Below are 21,278 nucleotides of genomic sequence, written 5' to 3'. Positions count from 1 at the left end.
CACTAGGAAATAAATTAAAATAGCATGATAAATTATTTGATGATAAAGGCCGTTTGGTCCGAACCATCAAGGACTGTTATTTCAACCGCTTCGGTTAAAATATCAGCATAGCTGTAAGAAACTCTTTCAAACGCATTGTCATCCTGATCCAACTCTACTACGAAAACGGCACGATACGTATCGCGCAAGACTCCAGCATGTTCAATCGTCTTCTTACGACCGCCATTTGCTTTTAAGTGGAGACGTTTCCCTAAATGAGCGTCCAGTGACTTTTTAATGTCTGCTAATGTTTTTGGCATGTTACTTACACCTCACTAAATACAAGCATAACATTTTTCCAGACGTTTGTCAACAAAATTTTTATTTTAACAGTTTCTATATGTCTTTGTCAATCACTTTATGATGAAATTCACTATTTTTTCATATGAAATTGTCATTAATTTTATTCCGTTTTTAGCTTGCCAAAGTAAGGGTATAGTGCATTGGCCAGTTTGATGAACTCTGGAATCGATAATGTTTCCCCTCTTCTACTTGGATCTATCTCTGATTGTTCAAACGCTTGCTGAATCAAATCCTTTTTTTCCTTACCTTCAGGGAGTGAGGACTGAAGGTTGTTCCACAGCGTCTTACGACGATGCAAGAACGACCCTTGCGTCACAGTGAATAAGAAGTCTTCATCCTCTACAGGAGCGTGTGCCACTTCTCTGCGCGTCAAACGAAGTACAGCGGATTCTACATTCGGTTGAGGAATGAATACCGTTTTTGGTACAATCATAGATACTTCTGCATCCATATAGTACTGGACAGCGATTGATAACGAACCATATGCCTTTGTACTTGGTACGGCTGTAATTCGATCTGCTACTTCTTTTTGCATCATAATGACAAGCTGACTTACGCGGGCTTTTTCCATCAGAAACTTCATGATGATCGGTGTTGTAATATAATACGGTAAATTGGCCACGACTACGATATCTTCATAGTCTGCAAATTGCTCTTCAATTACTTGATGAATATCTGCTTTTAGTATATCTTGGTGAATGACAGTGACATTCGAATAAGGAGACATTGTATCTTCGAGTACAGGTAACAGTCGACCGTCAATTTCAAATGCTACAACTTTGCCCGCCTGCCGTGCGAGATGCTCTGTTAACGCACCAATTCCTGGTCCTACTTCAATGACTCCCGTGTTTTTCGTAATCGCTGCGTGAGAGACGATATTATGCAGTACGTTCGAATCCACCAAGAAATTCTGACCTAGACTCTTCTTGAATGAAAACCCATGTTTCTGTAAAATTTCTTTTGTTCTCACTGGGGTTGCTATATCTTTATACATCTGTTTTCATTTCCTCCTCATTAAGAACTTGTATCGCTTCATTCAACTTCGCGACAGAAATCCGGAACATCTCCAGTCGTTTTTTCAATCCTTTACCGTTTACTTGCCCAATATGCAATAACTCCGACAGACGTTCTCTTCTTTTTCTGGAGTCGGTATGACCGATTAATCTGGCCTCTAGTAATATAGCCATCGGTATCTCTTCTATTGTATGCTCACTCACCGTGTAAACAGAAGCCAATGCTTGACGAATCGCTTCGTCATTCGCATGTTCGATTCCTACTCCACGTCCATTTTTCGCAATAGTTTCTTTCTTTGGTAAAAACGCATGCTTCACATCAGGAATCTGTTCTTCGATAATTGCCCGGATGCGTCGGCCTGGAAAGTCTGGATCGGTAAAAACAATGACTCCACGTGTCTGTTGTGCGTGACGTATCCGCTCGATCGTCTTGTCTGAGATCGCTGAACCGTTCGTTTCAATCGTATCCGCTCCTGTCGCACGTTTGACAGCCACAGTGTCGGACTTCCCTTCCACCACAACTACTTCTTCTATATTCACACTATTCCTCTTTTCTTACGATAGCATTCTTTCTATTTTACTGTGTTTTTTCAATTCTGTACAACCATATCGGCAGGAAACAGAAAAAACCGATAAGAGTGAGTATTTTTCTCCTCTTATCGGTATATGGCTATTAATTGATGACTTTAATTTTTACTTGACGACGACCAAATGAGTAAGCTGCTTCTTTTGTAGGCATGTGTAAATCGATACGGTTTCCTTTGATAGCACCACCTGTATCTCCTGCGATTGCATAACCATAGCCTTCCACCCAAACTTTAGAGCCTAGTGGAATCACTCGTGGATCAACCGCGATTAATTTCATATTCGGGTTCGCACGCAAGTTAATACCTGTCGCTGTAATCCCTGAACAACCATTACAATAAGCTGTATACGCACTTGCATTCGCGAAGAATTCTTTTCCACCGCTCGGTTCGCTACTGTTACCACGTGATACTGCCACTTGCGCCTGTGCTGGTGTACTTGAAGACTTTGCCGTTGCATTTGTAGATGCTTTTGCTAGAGCCGGTGTTGCAGTTGCAACTTCTACTTTTGGTGCTTTAGCTCCTACATGCACTACTTTATGTGTAGGTTCTTCCACCATTGTCTTACCAACTAATTCACGAGAAACTACTTTTCCGTTCTTTTTGGTAATTTGGAATTTCTTTTGTAGTTTACCATTTTTACCATTCGTAACAACTTTCTCTTTACCTTTAAGCATAGTCATATCTGTTTTTCTTTTTGTTTTGAAGTCTGCTGTTTCTTCAATTACATCTGTAATCTTTTCTACACGTGCAATGTTAACCACTGCATTAGATGCCGTCAACTTTGCACTCGTGTCGCCTTCTACTTTATCCAAGTTTGAAAGACGGATGTTCTGATCTGTCAAAAACTTTCTGACCGTTGTTTGCGTTGACCATACCGTACGCTCTTTACCCCCGTCTTTAACAGTCACAGGGAATGCTTTAGCAATTGCAATCGGTTGATTTTCCGTAATCTTCGTCGCTAAAGCTGGTTCAACTTCATCATGTGTAGTGACTTCAATATTTGCCGTTTTCAGTACATCATTCACTGTTGCCTCTGTTGTCCAGAGTTCTTGTGTTTTGCCATCTACGTCAATTACTACTTTGTTTGCTTTTTGCCATTTGATTTTTGTATCATTTTCAATTGGCGTGTTCACTGTCGGCTCTACTAAATCATGCTCTTGTACTTTCACGTCATTCGCTGCTAGTACTTCTCCGACTGTCGCTGCTGCTGTACGTAATTCTATTTGCTTACCATTAAGGTCCATTGAGACATTCTTCTTTTTTCCGTCAATCAATACGAGTGACGTTGTCGCTACGAATAATGCCACTGCCATAAATAAAATCGCAATGCGCATAAACTTAGTATTCTTCTGAGACATGTTAAAATTTTCCCCTTTCATTACTCGGCTGAGTATATAGCGTTTGTTTTACACTGTCAAACTTCCAAACTACTAACCGTTCCCAACTTAAGACATTTCAGATCCGTTAGACAAATAATTGCCATAAGTCGTTCACGTAATCTTAAACAGTTGTAATGCATTTGCAGTCGTTTGCTTTGCTACTTCCTCAACCGACACTTCTTTCAACCTTGCGATTTCTTCCGCCACTAATGTGACATAAGAAGGTTCGTTGCGTTTCCCCCGATAAGGATGTGGCGCTAAATATGGTGCATCCGTTTCGATCAGTAGTTTGTCTAGGGAAATAGTTGTTGCTACTTCTTTTGGCATTCTAGCATTCTTAAATGTTACAGGTCCGCCTAGCGAGATAAGAAAATTCATTTCTATACATTGTTTTGCTGTTTCAACACTACCGCTGTAACAATGCATAATCCCGCCAACTTCCGCTGCATTTTCTTCTTGCAGAATACGGACTACATCACCTGTTGCGTCGCGATTATGAATGATGATTGGCAGTTCTACTTCTTTTGCCAGTTGTATCTGTTTACGGAACAACTCTTGCTGTATATCTTTCGGTGATTTATCCCAGTGGTAATCGAGACCGGTTTCTCCAATGCCGACGACTTTCGGATGGGCTGACAACTCTTTGATCCATTGTAGATCGCTATCAGTGCAATCTATTGCATCGACAGGGTGCCAACCAATAACACCATAGATGAATGTGTATTTTTCTACTAATTCCATAGCTTTGTTGATAGTTTTTGTATCAAACCCAACTACGATCATTTTTTCTACGTTTGCATCAATAGCACGTTGAATGACTTCTTCCACGTCTTCTTCGTATTGATCTGCATTTAAATGAACATGTGTATCAATAAACATAGTATCTCTCCTAACACTGTTTTCTATTCTATTGTCTTTGATTGTGTCTTTCATCTCATTTGTATTACAGTTGTGTAACAAATAGTTTGTTTATTCCGTCTACGCGCTTCGAAACGCTTTACCGCTAGACATGCTCAAGCATTAGCGAGGATCCGGTAAACTTTTAGTATTTATAGGTTTGTTGTAACATGTGCGACATAAAGTTAAGCAAAGTGGTATATCATTTTCTAGGGTAAAGGACGTTGCATTTGATGTTTGGACTAAGAAAAGGACACGGAAAAAGTATATACTTCTTCATTTTCTATAACTAGACATGTCGCGTAAGCTTTCTAGCAAAACAACTGTTTAATACCGCCTCTTTCCTACCAAGTCGCCAAACCTTTACATAACAAGCAATAATCCCTCATGCGCAACTACATAACTCCGCATCCTACTCTTCAACCACCTAATTGATACCTAAACAAAAAAACTGCCAACAGAAGTCATTGATTCTGACCTCTACTGACAGCTTTATTTACATGACCAATTATTTTACTTGTGCTCCATTCTCTAATGCCGGATCAACAGTAGCAAGTTTTAGCACACCGTCTTTTTCGCCTGCTAAAATCATACCTTGTGATAATTCACCACGTAGTTTAACTGGCTTCAAATTCGCAACGACGATTACTTTCATACCTACTACATCCTCAGCACTGTAATGTTGCGCAATGCCAGACACTACTTGACGCTGCTCATAGCCTAAGTCCACCTGTAGCTTTAATAGTTTGTCGGCTTTTGGCATTTTTTCACACGCTGTGACAGTGCCTACACGCATGTCGACGTTCATGAATGCGTCGAATGTGATTTCATTTGTTTCTTCTTTCATTTCCTCCACCTGGTCTTCCACTTCAGCAGGTGCCGTGATCGCCATTTGCTGACGAATGTACTCGACTTCTACTTCTGTCTCCAGACGCGGGAAGATGGGAACACCTTTATTGATAACAGTTGTGCCCGAAGGAATTGCATAGCCTTCATGTAATGTACTCCAACCTAATGAATCATCAGATAGACCTAGTTGTTCTATCATTTGTTTCGGTGCATTTGTCATGAACGGCTGCAAGAGTACCGCTGTATGATGAAGGGATAATGCCAAGTGATACATGACTGACGCTAATTTCATGCGATCTTCTTCTGATTTCGCCAATACCCATGGAGATGTTTCATCAATATATTTATTTGTACGAGAAATTAATGCCCACACATCGGTGAGAACGACACTGAATTGCATTTTCTCCATAGAGGTCTCGTATTTTTTCACTGTATGCTGAATCATATCGCGTAATGACGCATCAAATTCAGTCGGTACAAGACCTTCTGTCAGAACTTCACCATCGAAGTATTTATTGATCATAGAGATCGTTCGGTTCAATAAGTTTCCTAAGTCATTCGCCAAGTCATAATTAATACGTTCGACAAATGCTTCCGGTGAAAATACGCCGTCTTGACCAAATGGTAATTCACGAAGTAGGAAGTAACGCGTAGCATCAAGACCATAGCGTTCAACAAGCATTTCCGGATAAACTACATTGCCTTTAGATTTCGACATCTTACCGTCTTTCATCATGATGAAACCATGTGCAAATACTTTCTTCGGTAATGGCAAATCGAGTGCCATCAAGAAGATTGGCCAATAAATTGTATGGAAACGAACGATATCTTTCCCCACAACGTGAACGTCCGCAGGCCAGTATTTATTGAATAAAGACTCGTCATCAGACATATAACCAAGTGACGTAATGTAATTCGTCAATGCATCAACCCAGACGTAAATAACATGTTTTGGATCTCCAGGCACTTTAATTCCCCAGTCAAATGACATACGGGAAACAGATAAATCTTCAAGTCCTGGTTTAATGAAGTTATTGATCATTTCATTTTTGCGTGATTCCGGTTCAATGAATGTAGGATTCTCTTCATAATAGGTAAGTAGACGGTCTGCATACTTTTTCATATTGAAGAAGTATGACTCTTCTTCTACTCGGTGAACCGGACGACCACAGTCTGGACAGTTTCCATCTACCAGTTGCGACTCGGTAAAATACGATTCACACGGAACACATTTCCATCCTTCATACTTTCCTTTATAGATATCTCCATTATCAAGGAACTTCTTAAATATCTTTTCAACGATGGTCTTATGACGGTCTTCTGTTGTACGGATCAAATCATCATAAGAAATATCCATCAGTTTCCATAAATCTTTCGCGATGTCCGCAATGCCATCGACATATTTAATTGGAGATAGACCTTCCTCTTCTGCCTTTTCCTGAATCTTCTGGCCATGCTCGTCCATTCCAGTTAGAAATCTGACATCGTATCCACGTAAACGCTTATATCGCGCCATTGCATCTGATGCAATTGTCGTGTATGCAGTTCCTATGTGAAATTTTCCACTTGGATAATAAATAGGTGTTGTGATATAAAATGTTTTTGATTGATTCTCCACGCGTAATTCCTCCAAATAATTAATGTATATTTTCATTTTATAGGATGTTACACAAAAGTGCCATGTTCTCCTCTGAAGCTTATACTTTTATAACTTCTTTTAGCTTGCTCATTGACGACAATTCCCATACTTACAACGTCTCTCATTTTTTACCTGTCAAATAATTAATAAAAATTAATAGTGTTTATTTGAGTTATGATGATTGACGATTATTGGAAGTGTTGGTATGATATTTAACAGACAAGAGAATCATGTCGAATTTTGACGAATGTTAAATTTGGAGTGTAGGAGGAATTCTTTCCATGAAGTCTACTGGAATTGTAAGAAAAGTTGATGAGCTAGGCCGTGTTGTGATCCCGATTGAACTTCGTCGTACGCTCGGTATCGAGCAAAAAGACGCGTTAGAAATATACGTGGACGACGATAAAATTATCTTGAAAAAGTACATGCCTAATATGACATGTTCTATTACAGGAGAAGTATCGGACGATAACCTTCGTTTGATCGATGGTAAATTAATTTTGAGCCCTGAAGGTGCAAAGCAATTGATGGATGAAATTCAAAACAAAATCAATTGATTGACAAAAAACCTGAACATGTATACGTTCAGGTTTTTTCGTCTTATTCCACGTGATATGCCTGATAAACATCTCGTTTACTCAACTCACGAACATCTGCCACTTCCTTGATTGCATCTTTCGAACGAACTTCCTTTTCTTCTATTATCTGCTCGACATGCTGTTTAATCGATAAATCTGTCCACCAGGCAGTCGCGATTTCGAGTTGCACGTTTTGATTACCTTCCACAACCAAACAGAACTCCCCTCTGATTTCATTGGATTCTGCCCACTCAATTGCTTCTGCAATCGTTCCTCTTAAGAACTCTTCAAACCGCTTCGTCAATTCACGGGCCATCACAATCTTCCGTTCATCTCCAAATTGTTCTCCTAAACCGCGCAATGTTTGTTTTAAACGATGTGGAGCTTCGTAAAATAACAATGTTTCTTCATAGTGCTGTAATTTCTCAAGCTGTATTTTTAATTCCTTCTTTTGACGCGATAGAAATCCGAAAAACAGAAATGGTTGCGGTGTAATACCTGAAGCTACTAATGCTGTAATAGCTGCATTCGGTCCCGGCACGGGAACGACAGCAATTCCTTTTTCAATCGCCAATTCCACGAGATCTGCACCGGGATCTGAAATACATGGCATTCCCGCATCACTGACAATGGCAATATCCTTCCCTTCTTGAAGGAGTTCTATAATTTTTTCTCCCGCCACACGCGTATTATGCTCGTGATAGCTGATCATTTGTGTGTTAATCTCAAAATGATTACATAATTTAATCGTATTACGCGTATCCTCCGCCGCAATATAATCTGCTTCCTGTAAGATCCGGACTGCACGGTATGTCATATCTTCGAGGTTGCCGATTGGTGTGCCTACGATGAACAATTTTCCGAACTCTGTTGCTTCGGCACTCTTTTGTGACGTAATCATGTGGACCGCTCCTTTTTTATATAGTGTTCTTTTTGTTTTCGGGTTAATTGCTTAAACTGATATTCTGCTTGCATCGCTTGTCGCTGTGTTTCAAATGATTCTTGATAAATGTACTTTACAGGCAGACGTCCTCTCGTATACTTTGCACCTTTTCCTTCATTATGTACACGCAAGCGGCGTTCTAAGTCATTCGTATATCCAGCATAGTATGATCCATCATTACATGTCAGCACATAGAAGAAATGTTCATTCTTCTCCATACAATAACTGCCTCACTTCTTCTGTATACTCTCCGTTTTCTCGATAGACATATAAAGGAGGAAGAATTTTAAGATCAGGTTTTCCATCCTTAATTGCCTCGATCAATAGTGTATTCGCTTCTTTCCCTTCTTTCGGATAAACAAAACGAATACGCTTCGGTTCTAGTCGATACTGTCTCATGGATGTGATGATGTCTAGGAGTCTACCGGGACGGTGGACAAAAGCAGCTTTTCCACCTTGTTTCAATAATTCACTTGCAGACTTTACTGCTTGATCAAGTGTAAGCTCCACTTCATGCCTAGCAATCGTATAATACTCACTTTTATTTCTAGCACTTGCATCATTTGCCGGGAAATAAGGCGGATTGCATGTGACGGTATCATATAACTCATAACCGATTTTTTTTGCAATACCTATGACGTTCTCGTTTTCAATGGTAATCTGTTCTTCCAGACCGTTTAGCGCTATACTTCTTTGTGCCATATCCGCTAAGCGTTCTTGCAATTCAATACCGATGATTTCACCTTTCGTCCGAGCACTCATAAACAAAGGGATTACACCGTTACCTGTGCACAAATCTACAACCTTTCCTCCACGGATCGGCATATAGGCAAAACGAGCCAACAACACTGCATCTAGCGAAAAGGAAAAAACAGAAGGACTTTGAATGATGCGCAAGTCCTCCGCTAATAAATAGTCTAGTCGTTCATCACTTTCTAGGTTCACAATCTACACTCCTTTAATCAAAAGAAAAAGCCAATACCTAAAAATAGGAATTGACCTCTCAACCGTTCTGTTTATTTAAGAATGACAGGCAGAATAGACAATCTTCGCCTTTACGGCTACTGCCATAGTGGACATTGCACACATGGAAACCTTCATTGTACAAACGAGCTAGATTGTCTACGCCTTCGCCCACGTCAAGCTTCTTTGGACGTTCATCACGCGCGGCCTCTTCTATTTCTTGTGTAATCTTATCGATTTCATCGAGTCGCGTTCGTAGATGATGGTTTTCCAGACGAAGCGAGTGGTTTTCTTCAGTCATCTCTGCAACAAATCCAATAAGTTCCCTGAATTGTTTTTGCATAGAATCCAACTGTTGTTCAAAATCCATTACCCTGTCAAGGAAGTTCACTTCTTTCAACTGTTCCACCTCATCATTTAGTCAATTGAGCTGTTTCTTTCTGTAAATCCTCAATCTCACTCCACGCATATTCCACTACTCGTTCAAATGCCGGCATATTCACTTGAAGCACACGCTCCAATAAGTTCAGTCCGACTACCTTTCCTACTCCATCTTGTGTCACTACTTGTTTACCAAGATCGGGCATTAGCGCTTTCGCTTCTTCATATTCATCATTTTCATACTTCAAGCAACACATCAAGCGACCGCATAGACCTGAAATCTTCGATGGGTTCAGTGAAAGGTTTTGATCTTTTGCCATCTTAATGGATACCGGCTCAAAATCTCCTAAAAATGTTGAACAGCAAAGCATTCTACCACATGGACCAATCCCACCTAGCATTTTCGCTTCATCACGTACACCGATTTGGCGCAATTCGATTCTCGTCCGGAAAATCGCAGCAAGATCCTTTACTAGATTGCGGAAGTCCACGCGACCTTCAGCAGTAAAGTAAAAGACAATTTTATTACGGTCAAATGTATATTCTACATCTACTAAACGCATATCTAATTGATGTTCTATGATTTTTTCAGCGCAGACATCAAACGCTTCATTTGCCTCTTGCTCATTCTCTTTCACACGTTCACGATCACCATCATCTGCAAGACGAATGATCTTTTTCAGTGGCAGGACGACATCTTCATCATCTATTTCATTACTTCGACTGGCTACTTTACCGTACTCTACGCCTCTTGCGGTTTCCACAATGACATAGTCGCCAATTTCAATTGGCATATCCAAGGAATCAAAATAATATAATTTCCCCGCCTTTTTAAAGCGGACGCCTACGACTTTAAACAAACAATAACCCCTCCTGCATAGTAAGCACCAATTGTTCTAGTAAAAGCGTACGATTCATATTTTGATGCAATCGTTTTTTCGCCTGCAAGACGGCATCTATTTTAACAGTTAAACTGCTATATGCGTTTTTGACAGAGTGTCCCGTGAAAACTTCTAATTGATCGGGATAGGATATAGTCGACTGCAAACCCGCTTTTATCGCCACAATATCACGGTATGCGAAGAGAAGCAAATCAAGCCCTTGTTCACAATCACTTTTTTCCTTCATGAAAGGCATCCAATCCGTCTGAATGAACAGCAATGCCTCTCCTGGAGATCGCTGTTCGATTGCTTCTACTAATTTTAACACTAATTTCCGTCTCTGTACAAAGGAATCTTCTTGGGCCATCTCATAAGCCACTTCGACATTTGCTGTCATCATCGTTACAGTGGATGCCATAGAAACTGTAACTCCTTTTTCCACGAGACTTTCAATACTATTTTGGCGATTCATCGGCTGAAGTGAAATACGCTGACAACGTGATTGAATCGTCGGCAAAATGGATGTATAGGAATCCGTAAGCAAGATAGCTGTAACACTTCCTTCAGGTTCTTCAAGAAATTTCAGCAATGTATTGGCTGCGGAAATATTCATTCTTTCCGCATGAACCATTACATATACTTTCCGTCCTTCTTCATACCCTTTTTTCGTCATCTTCATAATCAATTCAGACATTTGATCCTTTTTGATATCCTGTCCATCCGGTCTAATCCATACTACGTTCGGATGATTACCCGATTCTATACGTTTGCACGAATGACATGTTTCACATGGAACATTTTCTTTTGGATTCATGCATAATAGCAATTTCGTAAAATATTGCGCAACCGCTTCTTTGCCTGCACCATTTGAACCGTCAAATATATAAGCATGTCCTATACGCTGTCTTTTGTGAATCATAGTTAATTTATCGATAACTGGTTTCTGAGACTGCAATGCATGGTCGTGCAACTTCTGTGACATGCAAGCTCCTCCTTAGTTAGTAAAGTTGTTGCAAAAAAAACCGTGCTACATGTAAGTGCGGCACGGGATCACGTATATAAATTGATCAGAAGACCTTTGATTTCACCTATTTTGGCAAGTAAATCAATGGATGATTCTTCTTCATCCAACAGCGCTTCCGTCAACGCCATTAGTTTTTCATCTATTGTTTGGACAAGATTCAACCGGCGACCTTCACCAAATTGGTTCCATGTATGAGATTGTGTTAACTCAATACCTGAATCTACTGCTTCTTTCAAAAAGCGTTTGATCAACATCTTATATTTTGCCATGTCACGTAAATTTCGAGACCTCGCGAGACGATCTCCAGCACTTGAGATATCCCCAAATAACCGTGCGATCTGTTCTCCTTGCAGACGCGATCCTTGTTTTTCTACCATTTGTCCAAACTTGGCATTACTTTGTGCATGCCGAAGTGGATCAGGCGATAACTTATCCATCCCTGTACGGTATTCACCATTGACTTTCATCAGCATTCACCTCTAAATCAAAAATGGTGGAACTGTTCAATTGGCAAGACAAATACAGTAGCTCCGCCTACTTCTACTTCAATTGGATACGGAATATATGAATCCGCATTACCGCCCATTGGTGAAACTGGTGCGACCATTTGATCCCGAGAACGGCAATTATCACGAATTAAATCCAGTGCCTTGGAGACTAACTCATCTTCCACACCCATTAGAAACGTTGTGTTACCTGCGCGAAGAAATCCACCTGTACTGGCTAATTTTGTGTTCCGAAAATCACTTTTAGTCAATGCGGAAGATAATCGGTTACTGTCCTGGTCCTGTACCACTGCTACAATCAGTTTCAATGTACTCTCCCCTTTTCCGATTTCTCATAAAAACATATATCTTCTTTATTATATCACGAATTCTTATGTAAGTTGACTTCTGAACTTACAATTTGCCAAACATTTTCAATCACTTGTGCTGGTAATTGTTGAGCGTCTACCACTCGGATTCGCCCTTCATCCCGTAGCATCACTTCTTGATAACCTTTGTACACTTGCTCATGAAATTCCACTTTTTCTAAATCCAGACGGTTCTGTTCACGGTCTTTATCTCTCCATATTCGGGCTAGTCCTACTTCAGGCGGTACATCGAAGAAAATTGTGCAATCCGGCATATATTCCTCAATCGCGAACAAGTTGATTGCCAGTACTTCATCAATGCCTAAATCACGTGCAAATCCTTGATATGCCAATGAACTGTCAATGAAACGATCGCATAATACAATTTTGTTCTGCTTTAGTGCAGGTATAATTTTCTCTACTAAATGTTGTCTGCGCGCGGCTGCATACAACAATGCTTCCGTCTTGCCGTCCATCGCACTGTGATTTGAATCCAAGATAACTTCACGAATTTTTTCTGCAATAGGAATACCACCCGGTTCTCGTGTCATGACCACATCTTGCCCTTGTGCCTTTAGGCGTTCTGCAATTTCTTGCAATACGGTCGTCTTACCAGCCCCTTCCGGCCCTTCAAAACTAATAAATAATCCTGCCATCTTCTTATCCCCTATCTATTCCAGAACTACTTTTACTTTTTTCGTCTCCATATTGATTGCTCCTTGAAATCTACAGCCAGCCATTAAAAGATCTTGTATTTGTTCGGTGTGCTCTTGGCTAATACGTTCTCCAGCACATAAAAGAGGTATACCCGGTGGATATGGAATAATCGCGTCTGCTGCTACTTTTCCCGTTGCTAACTGGATATGTATCCACTCCGTATCCATCATATGAAGCTGAGTTGCTGTATATACTACCGATGACGAAGAACTGATCGATAAAAAGTTGTTGACCCGTATTGAAGTAGCTTTTTTCACCGTTACACAGTCCATCGCTCGCTTAAATTTTCCAATTATGTCAGCGCATCGTTCTTCATCCCCCGTCTTCACCAAGGGCAATACAAATAACACTTGATACACATCCGCCAATTCTGAATAAATTCCCTGCTGCTCCAATGCTTCCTGCAAGGCGTATCCCGTATGACCTGTAGCACGGATCAGCAACTTTAGTTTATCGTCAGTCTCCACCACTTCGACGCACTCTATATTACACAGACCTTGAATTAAATTATTTCGGTATATTTGAAAGCTTTTATAGTGATCTTCACTATACGTCTCTGCATAATACCTTGCATCATCCAAAGAGGCCATCAATAAATAGGATGGACTGCTCGACTGTAGCATCTGGAGAAAATGTGCTACTCTTTCCCCCTTCACAAATTTCGATCGAACATGTAAAAAAGAAGCCATCGTCATGGCGGGTAAAGTTTTATGCGCAGACTGAACGACCAGATCTGCTCCGAGTTCAAGTGCACTCTTGGGAAATGCATCATTTACTATAAAATGTGCACCATGCGCTTCATCAATGAGAATCGGTATACTGTGGCTATGACATACTTCTACAATCTGTTTTAAATCTTTATTTATTAATCCGTAATAAGTAGGTGTGGTGAGAACAGCCGCTTTCACATTCGGATACTGCTTGAGTGCTTCATTTACAGACTTCAATGATACCGTTCCAGCCGTCTGCGTCTGTTCATCCCAATCCGGAGATAGAAACACTGGATTCGCACCTGTCAGTTCCAGCGCATTGAATATCGATTTATGTGCATTACGTTGCACAATTACCAAGTCTCCCGGCTGAACTGTCGCATACAGCATAGCCAGGTTCCCTACAGTCGAACCATTCACCAGAAAGAAACTCCGTTCACTTTCATAAAGACGCGCCAACTTGTCTTCTGCTTCTTTAATCGCTCCTGTCGGTTCATGTAAGTCATCAAGTCCTGTCAGTTCCGTCAGGTCATAGACAAGTGCTTGGCGTACAGCTGCCGGCAAATCAGATAATGCGCCACCTTTATGTCCGGGTACATGGAATGAAACGGGTTTCCTATTATGGAAATTCTCCAATGCCTGCACAAGTGGACGATCTTGATACTTCATCATACGCACTCCTTTACTTTCATTTAGTATAGCAAAAAGCGACACTCCTGACTAAGGGAGTATCGCTTTTCATGTCACATCATAGTGTTTACGCGCTGTTAACTCAGCTTATAGGCTTTAACTGACACTTCTTGTTAGCGTGAGGCAGCAGCTCTAAGACGAAATTCTGTTGTTTGATGCCTGAATTAATCGCTCTACGTAGAAATGTGGAACCCGAGTCCAGTTCACATCTTGTTGTTGCTTACGAACTCTTACATATTCCTTCAACATACATCCTATCGACTCTTCCTTAATAAATAACTGCGTATAGTCATATTCTTTACTATACATCATAGCTTCATGTAAAGACCGGGCCATCTCCAACCAGTGTTCTTGATGAGCGTAACACGAGCTTTCTAAAATTGTCGCTTCGATGAATGTCTCAATTTGCTCTTCCTGTAACGCTTCACTTTTCACATGTAATACTTTCTTTAACGCATCTTCCCATTGATCTTTCTGCAACAGTAGTCTTACATCTACGAGTGTGACAAATGGGTGTGGTTGAAGATCTTCTACGAAATACTCTTGTATTTTTAAAAAGACGATCTCTGCTTCTTCTAGACAACCTTGTTTCAAGTAAATGAATACTTCAAATGCATATAAAAAATCTTTCCAATAGCGATCTTCTGTATATAATAATGCACTCTGCAACGTTCTATGCGCTTTTTCCATCTCGCCATTTGCCATATGTAGCTTACAACTCAATACATACATAGGAATTAGCAGACCCGGATCTTGGAAGTGATGAGCTGACAGAAGTGCTTCTACCTGATGTTCTCGAGATTCTTTCATTAAACCTTTCATGTACAATATCTCCGCCTGAATTCCGTGATAATAACCGACGATAGAAAGTTTATTTCTTTGGCAGGATTGACGTTTCAATTGCAATTTTCGGTATTCATGGATGGCCGACTTTTTATAAGAACCTAATGGCGTACGTGACAACGTAGGTTCCGTTTTATTGAACTGAAGTGGCATTAAATACAATTTGGAATGCTTCTGCACTTGTAAATCAAAACCTTTTTGGAGCCACTCTCCCACTTCTGTTGCTCCACCCATTCGAATGATTGTGATGTAGGACTTGATTAAGAAATAATCGTAGGCAGCAGATTGGCTTCTTACGATAAAAGCATTCCATTCTTTCCGATTCTCTTGTGCTGTCATTTTGCTTGTGACAAGATCCGCTGCATCCACTTGGTGCTCGGCAAGAAGAGAAAAAGCATACAGTAACTGAAGATCTAAAGATAATGGAATATGTGCTTCTTCAAATTCGTGGCACCAAGCTAGGAAAGTCGAAGTTTCTCCATTCCTAACAATGTCTTCGCCGTAATTCATCATCCAAGTGATAGCAAGTGGATACGCCTTTCCTAACAAAGCATGTGTGATTGCACGCACAATATCACCTTGCTGAAAGTATATTCCTGCTGCTTTTTTATGCAACTTGAATACAAACTCCCTTGGGTAGGTTTGTTGCAAGTTTTGCTGTAAAGCTATAGCGAAAAGAGGATGATAACGATAACGTGCGTTTTTTTGTGTGTCCATCTCTATGAAGAAACCCTTTCCTTCTAAATCCCTTAAATGAACCAGACTTTCTTTATTCCCAAGTAGTGCGTCACATACTCTTTGATCCATAGTGCTCAGAATGGATGTTGCTAATAGGAAATGCTGTGCCGAGCTGGAAAAGTCATCCCACAGATCATTCATTAACACATTCATAGTGTACTGCTGGTGCCTGCTAACATGCTGCAGATCACATGTATCTTGTGACTGTACAACATTACGTAGTCCTGCAGGCCAACCTTCTGTCTGAATGAATTCTTGCCATACTGATTGCTGCTGTTGAGGTTGTTTTTTCAAAAACACTTTCATATCTACAGTCGTAAAACGCAGATGCTGCATTTTGACTTCAGTAACAGTAAATAAAGATTGCCAGAGTGCAAGTGTAAAGGGAGGGAGATGACGACTGGCGAAGCAAATTTTCAATGATTCGGGCAAATCCATTACAAAATACTGGATCATTTCCAAGAGTTCTAGAGCAGTAATATGATGAAAGTCATCGATAATTAATCGAACTCGTTTTGTCATTACACTACCTAGTTCTTTGTAGAAATCCCACATCGTATCCAGTTCGTCACGGTCTGCATTGGCAAGTTTTTGTTGTAGTTTCTCTTGTGGAAGCAAATTGCATGCCGAGTAGACAGTATAGACGATATATCGAAAAAATTGGACAGCATCATTGTCGGTTTCATCGACTTTCAGCCATGCGATGTTTTCATCCAAGTTGTCCGACCAATGAGACAAAAATGACGTCTTTCCGTAACCAGTTGGAGCAGTAATAAATAGTACTTTGGATTGCACAGCTTCATATTGGACAGTAACCATATTCTCTCTGCTAATCCACTCTTCACGCTTGGCAGGTTTTTGTATTTTTGAGGCTAACAACGTGATCATGAAAGTCACCTCCTAATCGATAGTAGTTATCCTGTCTACTGCCAATCCTTGGCCTGTAATATTGCTTGAGTCCGTGAGCTGACGTTGAGTTTTTTATAGACTTTCGACAAGTACACTCTTACAGTTCCCTCTGAAAGAAAAAGCTGTTCGGCAATTTCCCTGTTGGATAAGCCTGCAGCAAGCGCTTTAATCAACTCTTCCTCGCGGGAAGTCAAATTTGGTTTACTATGGTGATGAATAGCTACAGGACGAATAATTTGATCGGTCCGTAACGACTGGGCAAAAACAAGTGGTACGGTTTTCCATTGTGGTTGTTCAAAGTTCATTCGACTTTTTATATAACTCATCAGCACTGGATGTAAAGCCTTTTCATCTATAAACAAGCGTTTATAACCTAATCTAACTGCCAATTCTAGTGCGTCATGAAGTATATCAATTGCTAACTTTTTCTTGTTGTTTCTCCACATACAGATTGACCGTAGTATTTTCACCTCGATAATAGTTGTCATTTGAAATTCTTCTTTAGCTTCTTGTGTGACTCGATCAATATAATATAGTGCTTTTCGCGTATTACCTTTCATCATATACAGTCTTGCTTTTACAAGCATCCAGAATTCCAAACAAGGTTCCGCTTGCTGATGTATTAAGTTGGATAATTTATTTAATTCAAACTCTGCACGATCGAAGGATCCTTCTCGAATATAACCTAGTGCCTTCATTGTAATTAAAATACATTGCCAGTTAGTATTAACCATTGATTCAATTGCATAGTTCAGTATGCCCTGAGCTTTGACAAATTGTTCATCAGCCAAATAAATTTTAGCTTGTAAAATGTTCATCGGTACAGACAAGCCTGGATCACTATGACGATCAGTATAATCCATAGTTTTTTTCATATATTGTTCAGACTCGAATAATAGATCCATTTCATAGAAAACTTCAGCTTGTATACCTTGACTGTATTCTGCCAGATTATGTGCAAGGAACATATTACTTCGCAAGATATTATTAAATGTAGGAAGTCGTTTGATGGAGTTTAGCTTCCCTCTGTTGCCTAAACTGGTTCTTAATAATTGTGGTTCAAAATGGTTGTAAATCATCGATACATTTCTCCATCGGGAATCCGCAGGCATTGAGCAATCATGAATTCTTCCCTGTAAATATGAGTTTTTTTCCTTTTTCACTCCATGCCGCGTAAACAATATAAACTTTTTTACACTGTCGAACATCAGCGAAGCATCTTCAAATGAATCTTTCTCTTTCCAACTCGTTTTTTCATGCCTACGTTCAAGCTCTCTGATAATCGACTCCGCTTTATCCATTTTATACTGAATAGCTAGATTGATTGCATATACTACAAGCGTTTCCACATGGAGTTCAAAAGAATTTTTACGCAACACTATGACCCACCGCATGAACAGCTCAGTCTGATTTGATGAAAAGATATTTACTAGATTCTCTTCTATCCAACGATCGGCTACATCAAATAATTTCCCTTCGATCGCTAGCTCGATTCCTGTTTCATAATCTCCTTGTTCATACTCAACGTGAGCTGCCTTACCGTAAATTTCTGTTATACAGTCTTTCGAAAAACGTTGATGCATTTCATTCTGTAGAGCAATTGAAAAAACATTATGGTATCTGTACGTTAGTTGATTGCCCTTCAAACGATTGATAAACAGACCCCTCTTCTCAATCTCTCTCAATACTTCTTCACTATCTTTACGATTCAATACCTGATTACAACTATCCGGTGTTATATATTTCAATACCGATGTACGAATGAGAAAATCTTGCATAGAGGGAGTGAGACTGAATAAGGCTTTAAATAGTAAGTAATTTGTCACGATAGGCGAAAGAATGGAGGAATCTTTCGCTTTCCATTGGGGATCTTCTTCTGATTCAGTTAAATTTATCAATTGAATACCTAAAGGCCAACCTTCTGTAATTCGCAATACTTGCTGATAATAAAAGATTGTATGACTCGATTTAAGAGAACGCTTATCGTAAAATTCACGTACTTCATCTAATTGGAATTTAAGTTGTTCAATACCAACCTCGTACACCCAACCCTTCATCCTCCATTTAGAAATGATTAGGGGTACTTCACTACGACTTATTATAAAAACCTTTACGTGATGTGGTAAATTATCGATGAAGCGATTCATCATTTTATGAACAGCCTGATTCGCAACCTTATGATAATCATCCAGAATAAGTATGGTTCTTCCAGATTGGTTACTGAGTTCATCCAACAACATATCAATAATCATAGAATAGGGCGGGGTTGTTTTGACGAAAGACAATAACTTTTCTGCATTAATTTTAGTCCCACTTTTCTCAATTGACATGATCACGTAAATCCAAAATCGAATGGGGTCATTATCCATTTCGTCTAGCGTCAACCACGCTGCATGATCTCTCGTATATGCAATTGATTTACTTACAAGCATGGACTTTCCATATCCTAGGGGTGCTCGTACAATAGTCAATCGCGTTAGTTTCTTATTTTCAAGCAAATCTATATGTCTTCTGTCGATAATTTCATTATCAGCAATAGGCATTTTAATCTTTTCATCTGAGCCGTTGTTGATCACTGATCTTCACTCCTTTCTATCACTCATGAAAACCTATCTAAGCATCTACTGATTTATAATTTCCAATTCACTCAATATCTGAGTTGAAAAATATTTCTCCTATCGGCATATTAAGAACATCCGAAATCTTTTTCATGGTTTTAGCACTTGGATAATAAGCACCGTTTTCTATTTTGGATAAAGCTGTACGACCGATTCCTACTTGCTCTGCCAGTTCCGCTTGAGTTAAATTCATCTTCTTTCTAATCTCTTTTATATTGTTGGCAAACATCTAATCCAACTCCCCACTTTTGCTCTATAATTTGTGTCTATTTGTAGTGTCATTAATATTAAATATATTTCTATTGGATAAGTAATATATGTCTCTTCATTCTTTTTGCCTAATGCTATATATTCTTAATTATTGTGTCGCCAGTATATAAGCTCACTATCACTTGTAGTTTGTACTAGTTAATCATATTTTATTTTACAAATATTTTCGTATTAGAGAATAGAGTAAAATTCTTAAAATAAAATTTTCTAGAAACTTTCCATTCCATTAAACGCAGAGAACACTTTATATAATTAATTCGCAATATTTGTTTAGCGTTACAACACATTTTATGTCTAAATGTTTTTTTTGTCAACACTTAAACTTTGTTTTCTATCAAAAGAGTCTATATAATCTGTTAATTATCTTGCCAATATTATGGAAATTTGAAATAAATCTGCTAAACAACCACACTAGTTGCAATATCCAATTAAAAATAGACTTTTAATCATTTTTGATTTTAGTCTTTGTGCCTACTTACGGTAAATAATAAATGTGAAGTGACACGACACACTATTAAATCTATTTTGAATATTTCTCTGCTAGCTATTTCTTTATATTTATTAAGGTATCGGTTATGATAGATATACAGTTAGAACGTCAAACTTAGACATATTAAGGTGGGTGAAGAAATTGAATGAGTTTGGGAAACGCTTGCGGAAACTCCGAGAACAAAAAAAAATGACATTACGTTATTTGGCTGAACGTGCTAATCTTAGCTATTCCTTCATTGCTTCATTGGAAAAAGGAAGATATAACCCTTCACGTGAATCAATTTGTGCATTAGCGTCTGCATTAGATGTGGATAGGAATGAACTACTAATATTGGCCGGCTTTATACCAAATGATAAGTCTGATCAAGTATATATTTCTTCAAAAGACGAACTAAATACTAAAGAAATGGCTCTTGAAAAGTTATTAGAAGAAAAGGTTTCTTACAATGGCATACAACTATCAACTTTAGAGAAAAATGCTTTATTGGCTTTCGTAAAAACCATGGTCAGTTTAAAAAAATAATCTTTTCACCCATCTTTCATTTTACTAACAATACTCAATAGTATTCTCTGTCATTCTACTATATAATAACTGTAGAATGATTTTTCTATTTACGGTTTTGCACATTAAATTAAATCCTTTACTTTATTGAAATTAGCGTTCAGGTACTTGCTAAATGGATAATTATTTATGGTCTCTCTCCCGTCGATCCAGTCTTTGAGCTAGTTAAAAAGGAGATGAACAATATGCCGGCTTATATAGTTAATGAATATTATGTCTTTACTTCTTATGAAGATTTGTCTTCCCTTATTTTTGATATTATCCATTATTCTCTTTTACCTGTACAACAGGACCGACATTCATTTTCAATTCTTACTGGTCATCTGGACATTATTAGACTTAAATTTCAATGCGACAATGGGCTCTGTATTAATGTACGCTACGAAAGCGAAGACGATAT

General features: G+C 39.1%; 21 protein-coding genes. 2 read left to right on the top strand and 19 right to left on the bottom strand.

The window, feature by feature from the left end; translation table 11 throughout:
• Positions 1-32 precede the first annotated feature (32 nt).
• From veg to metG, 6 genes are all read right to left on the bottom strand, one after another.
• Positions 33-299: a biofilm formation stimulator Veg gene (gene veg, locus SporoP8_RS09665; RefSeq protein ID WP_029054863.1), complete on the bottom strand. Its 267-nt coding sequence runs from the start codon at positions 297-299 to the stop codon at positions 33-35.
• Between the two features lie 143 nt (positions 300-442).
• Positions 443-1,336 (bottom strand): 16S rRNA (adenine(1518)-N(6)/adenine(1519)-N(6))-dimethyltransferase RsmA, encoded by an 894-nt coding sequence (gene rsmA, locus SporoP8_RS09660; protein ID WP_085132307.1) that lies wholly within the window; start codon positions 1,334-1,336, stop codon positions 443-445.
• Entirely contained in the window at positions 1,329-1,895 is a 567-nt protein-coding gene (gene rnmV, locus SporoP8_RS09655; protein WP_085132306.1) for a ribonuclease M5, read from the bottom strand. The genes rsmA and rnmV overlap by 8 nt, the downstream gene beginning before the upstream one ends.
• A 133-nt stretch (positions 1,896-2,028) precedes the next feature.
• Positions 2,029-3,300: a G5 and 3D domain-containing protein gene (locus SporoP8_RS09650; RefSeq protein WP_085132305.1), complete on the bottom strand. Its 1,272-nt coding sequence runs from the start codon at positions 3,298-3,300 to the stop codon at positions 2,029-2,031.
• A 132-nt stretch (positions 3,301-3,432) separates the two neighbouring features.
• Positions 3,433-4,200 carry a TatD family hydrolase gene (locus SporoP8_RS09645; protein WP_085132304.1) on the bottom strand — a complete coding sequence of 256 codons (768 nt, stop codon included), beginning with the start codon at positions 4,198-4,200 and terminating at the stop codon, positions 3,433-3,435.
• A gap of 526 nt (positions 4,201-4,726) precedes the next feature.
• Positions 4,727-6,721, bottom strand: a complete 1,995-nt coding sequence (gene metG / locus SporoP8_RS09640) for a methionine--tRNA ligase (RefSeq protein WP_085132303.1) — start codon at positions 6,719-6,721, stop codon at positions 4,727-4,729.
• Between the two features lie 266 nt (positions 6,722-6,987).
• Here metG and SporoP8_RS09635 point away from each other — a divergent pair, with 266 nt between their 5' ends.
• Positions 6,988-7,263 carry a transition state genes transcriptional regulator AbrB gene (locus tag SporoP8_RS09635; RefSeq protein ID WP_029054857.1) on the top strand — a complete coding sequence of 92 codons (276 nt, stop codon included), beginning with the start codon at positions 6,988-6,990 and terminating at the stop codon, positions 7,261-7,263.
• A 43-nt stretch (positions 7,264-7,306) separates the two neighbouring features.
• Here SporoP8_RS09635 and rsmI read toward each other — a convergent pair whose 3' ends face one another.
• The 13 genes from rsmI to SporoP8_RS09570 form a co-directional block, all read right to left on the bottom strand.
• A complete protein-coding gene (gene rsmI, locus SporoP8_RS09630) occupies positions 7,307-8,182 on the bottom strand; it encodes a 16S rRNA (cytidine(1402)-2'-O)-methyltransferase (protein ID WP_085133605.1) in 876 nt (291 codons plus the stop codon).
• On the bottom strand, positions 8,182-8,445 hold the full coding sequence (locus SporoP8_RS09625) for a GIY-YIG nuclease family protein (protein ID WP_085132302.1): 264 nt from the start codon (positions 8,443-8,445) through the stop codon (positions 8,182-8,184). Before SporoP8_RS09625 ends, rsmI begins: the two co-directional genes overlap by 1 nt.
• A complete protein-coding gene (locus SporoP8_RS09620; protein ID WP_085132301.1) occupies positions 8,432-9,175 on the bottom strand; it encodes a tRNA1(Val) (adenine(37)-N6)-methyltransferase in 744 nt (247 codons plus the stop codon). The genes SporoP8_RS09625 and SporoP8_RS09620 overlap by 14 nt, the downstream gene beginning before the upstream one ends.
• Before the next feature lie 55 nt (positions 9,176-9,230).
• The gene (gene yabA, locus SporoP8_RS09615; RefSeq protein WP_085132300.1) at positions 9,231-9,590 is read right to left on the bottom strand and encodes a DNA replication initiation control protein YabA; all 360 of its coding nucleotides are present in this window, start codon (positions 9,588-9,590) and stop codon (positions 9,231-9,233) included.
• Between the two features lie 13 nt (positions 9,591-9,603).
• The gene (locus tag SporoP8_RS09610) at positions 9,604-10,431 is read right to left on the bottom strand and encodes a PSP1 domain-containing protein (RefSeq protein WP_085132299.1); all 828 of its coding nucleotides are present in this window, start codon (positions 10,429-10,431) and stop codon (positions 9,604-9,606) included.
• Positions 10,424-11,434, bottom strand: a complete 1,011-nt coding sequence (holB, locus tag SporoP8_RS09605) for a DNA polymerase III subunit delta' (RefSeq protein ID WP_085132298.1) — start codon at positions 11,432-11,434, stop codon at positions 10,424-10,426. The genes SporoP8_RS09610 and holB overlap by 8 nt, the downstream gene beginning before the upstream one ends.
• 68 nt (positions 11,435-11,502) lie before the next feature.
• On the bottom strand, positions 11,503-11,943 hold the full coding sequence (locus SporoP8_RS09600) for a YaaR family protein (RefSeq protein WP_085132297.1): 441 nt from the start codon (positions 11,941-11,943) through the stop codon (positions 11,503-11,505).
• Positions 11,944-11,960: 17 nt separating this feature from the next.
• Positions 11,961-12,290, bottom strand: a complete 330-nt coding sequence (locus tag SporoP8_RS09595; RefSeq protein WP_009499399.1) for a cyclic-di-AMP receptor — start codon at positions 12,288-12,290, stop codon at positions 11,961-11,963.
• A 53-nt stretch (positions 12,291-12,343) separates the two neighbouring features.
• Positions 12,344-12,985, bottom strand: coding sequence for a dTMP kinase (tmk, locus tag SporoP8_RS09590; protein ID WP_085132296.1), 642 nt, complete (start codon positions 12,983-12,985; stop codon positions 12,344-12,346).
• Between the two features lie 15 nt (positions 12,986-13,000).
• Positions 13,001-14,428 carry an aminotransferase class I/II-fold pyridoxal phosphate-dependent enzyme gene (locus SporoP8_RS09585; protein WP_332308430.1) on the bottom strand — a complete coding sequence of 476 codons (1,428 nt, stop codon included), beginning with the start codon at positions 14,426-14,428 and terminating at the stop codon, positions 13,001-13,003.
• A gap of 150 nt (positions 14,429-14,578) precedes the next feature.
• Complete coding sequence (locus SporoP8_RS09580) at positions 14,579-16,915, bottom strand: winged helix-turn-helix domain-containing protein (RefSeq protein WP_085132294.1); 2,337 nt, start codon at positions 16,913-16,915, stop codon at positions 14,579-14,581.
• A 35-nt stretch (positions 16,916-16,950) separates the two neighbouring features.
• Positions 16,951-19,512: a winged helix-turn-helix domain-containing protein gene (locus tag SporoP8_RS09575; protein WP_085132293.1), complete on the bottom strand. Its 2,562-nt coding sequence runs from the start codon at positions 19,510-19,512 to the stop codon at positions 16,951-16,953.
• A 67-nt stretch (positions 19,513-19,579) separates the two neighbouring features.
• Positions 19,580-19,783, bottom strand: a complete 204-nt coding sequence (locus SporoP8_RS09570; RefSeq protein WP_085132292.1) for a helix-turn-helix transcriptional regulator — start codon at positions 19,781-19,783, stop codon at positions 19,580-19,582.
• Between the two features lie 672 nt (positions 19,784-20,455).
• On the opposite strand from SporoP8_RS09570, the gene SporoP8_RS09565 reads away from it, so the two are divergent.
• On the top strand, positions 20,456-20,839 hold the full coding sequence (locus SporoP8_RS09565) for a helix-turn-helix domain-containing protein (RefSeq protein ID WP_085132291.1): 384 nt from the start codon (positions 20,456-20,458) through the stop codon (positions 20,837-20,839).
• The last annotated feature ends 439 nt before the right edge of the window (positions 20,840-21,278 follow it).

The sequence above is a fragment of the Sporosarcina ureae genome (assembly GCF_002101375.1).
In the GTDB taxonomy this organism is placed as follows: domain Bacteria; phylum Bacillota; class Bacilli; order Bacillales_A; family Planococcaceae; genus Sporosarcina; species Sporosarcina ureae_B.
The sequence above is the reverse complement of the archived record's forward strand: the minus strand, read 5'-3'. Positions and strand labels throughout refer to the sequence as shown.

Excerpts from the sequence above, each read along its gene's own strand:
- SporoP8_RS09635 (WP_029054857.1), top strand. The coding sequence starts at position 6,988 with ATGAAGTCTACTGGAATTGTAAGAAAAGTTGATGAGCTAGGCCGTGTT.
- tmk (WP_085132296.1), bottom strand. The coding sequence starts at position 12,985 with ATGGCAGGATTATTTATTAGTTTTGAAGGGCCGGAAGGGGCTGGTAAG.
- rsmA (WP_085132307.1), bottom strand. The coding sequence starts at position 1,336 with ATGTATAAAGATATAGCAACCCCAGTGAGAACAAAAGAAATTTTACAG.
- SporoP8_RS09585 (WP_332308430.1), bottom strand. The coding sequence starts at position 14,428 with ATGATGAAGTATCAAGATCGTCCACTTGTGCAGGCATTGGAGAATTTC.
- SporoP8_RS09570 (WP_085132292.1), bottom strand. The coding sequence starts at position 19,783 with ATGTTTGCCAACAATATAAAAGAGATTAGAAAGAAGATGAATTTAACT.
- veg (WP_029054863.1), bottom strand. The coding sequence starts at position 299 with ATGCCAAAAACATTAGCAGACATTAAAAAGTCACTGGACGCTCATTTA.
- SporoP8_RS09645 (WP_085132304.1), bottom strand. The coding sequence starts at position 4,200 with ATGTTTATTGATACACATGTTCATTTAAATGCAGATCAATACGAAGAA.
- holB (WP_085132298.1), bottom strand. The coding sequence starts at position 11,434 with ATGTCACAGAAGTTGCACGACCATGCATTGCAGTCTCAGAAACCAGTT.
- SporoP8_RS09580 (WP_085132294.1), bottom strand. The coding sequence starts at position 16,915 with ATGATCACGTTGTTAGCCTCAAAAATACAAAAACCTGCCAAGCGTGAA.
- SporoP8_RS09650 (WP_085132305.1), bottom strand. The coding sequence starts at position 3,300 with ATGTCTCAGAAGAATACTAAGTTTATGCGCATTGCGATTTTATTTATG.
- metG (WP_085132303.1), bottom strand. The coding sequence starts at position 6,721 with ATGAAAATATACATTAATTATTTGGAGGAATTACGCGTGGAGAATCAA.
- SporoP8_RS09600 (WP_085132297.1), bottom strand. The coding sequence starts at position 11,943 with ATGAAAGTCAATGGTGAATACCGTACAGGGATGGATAAGTTATCGCCT.
- SporoP8_RS09625 (WP_085132302.1), bottom strand. The coding sequence starts at position 8,445 with ATGGAGAAGAATGAACATTTCTTCTATGTGCTGACATGTAATGATGGA.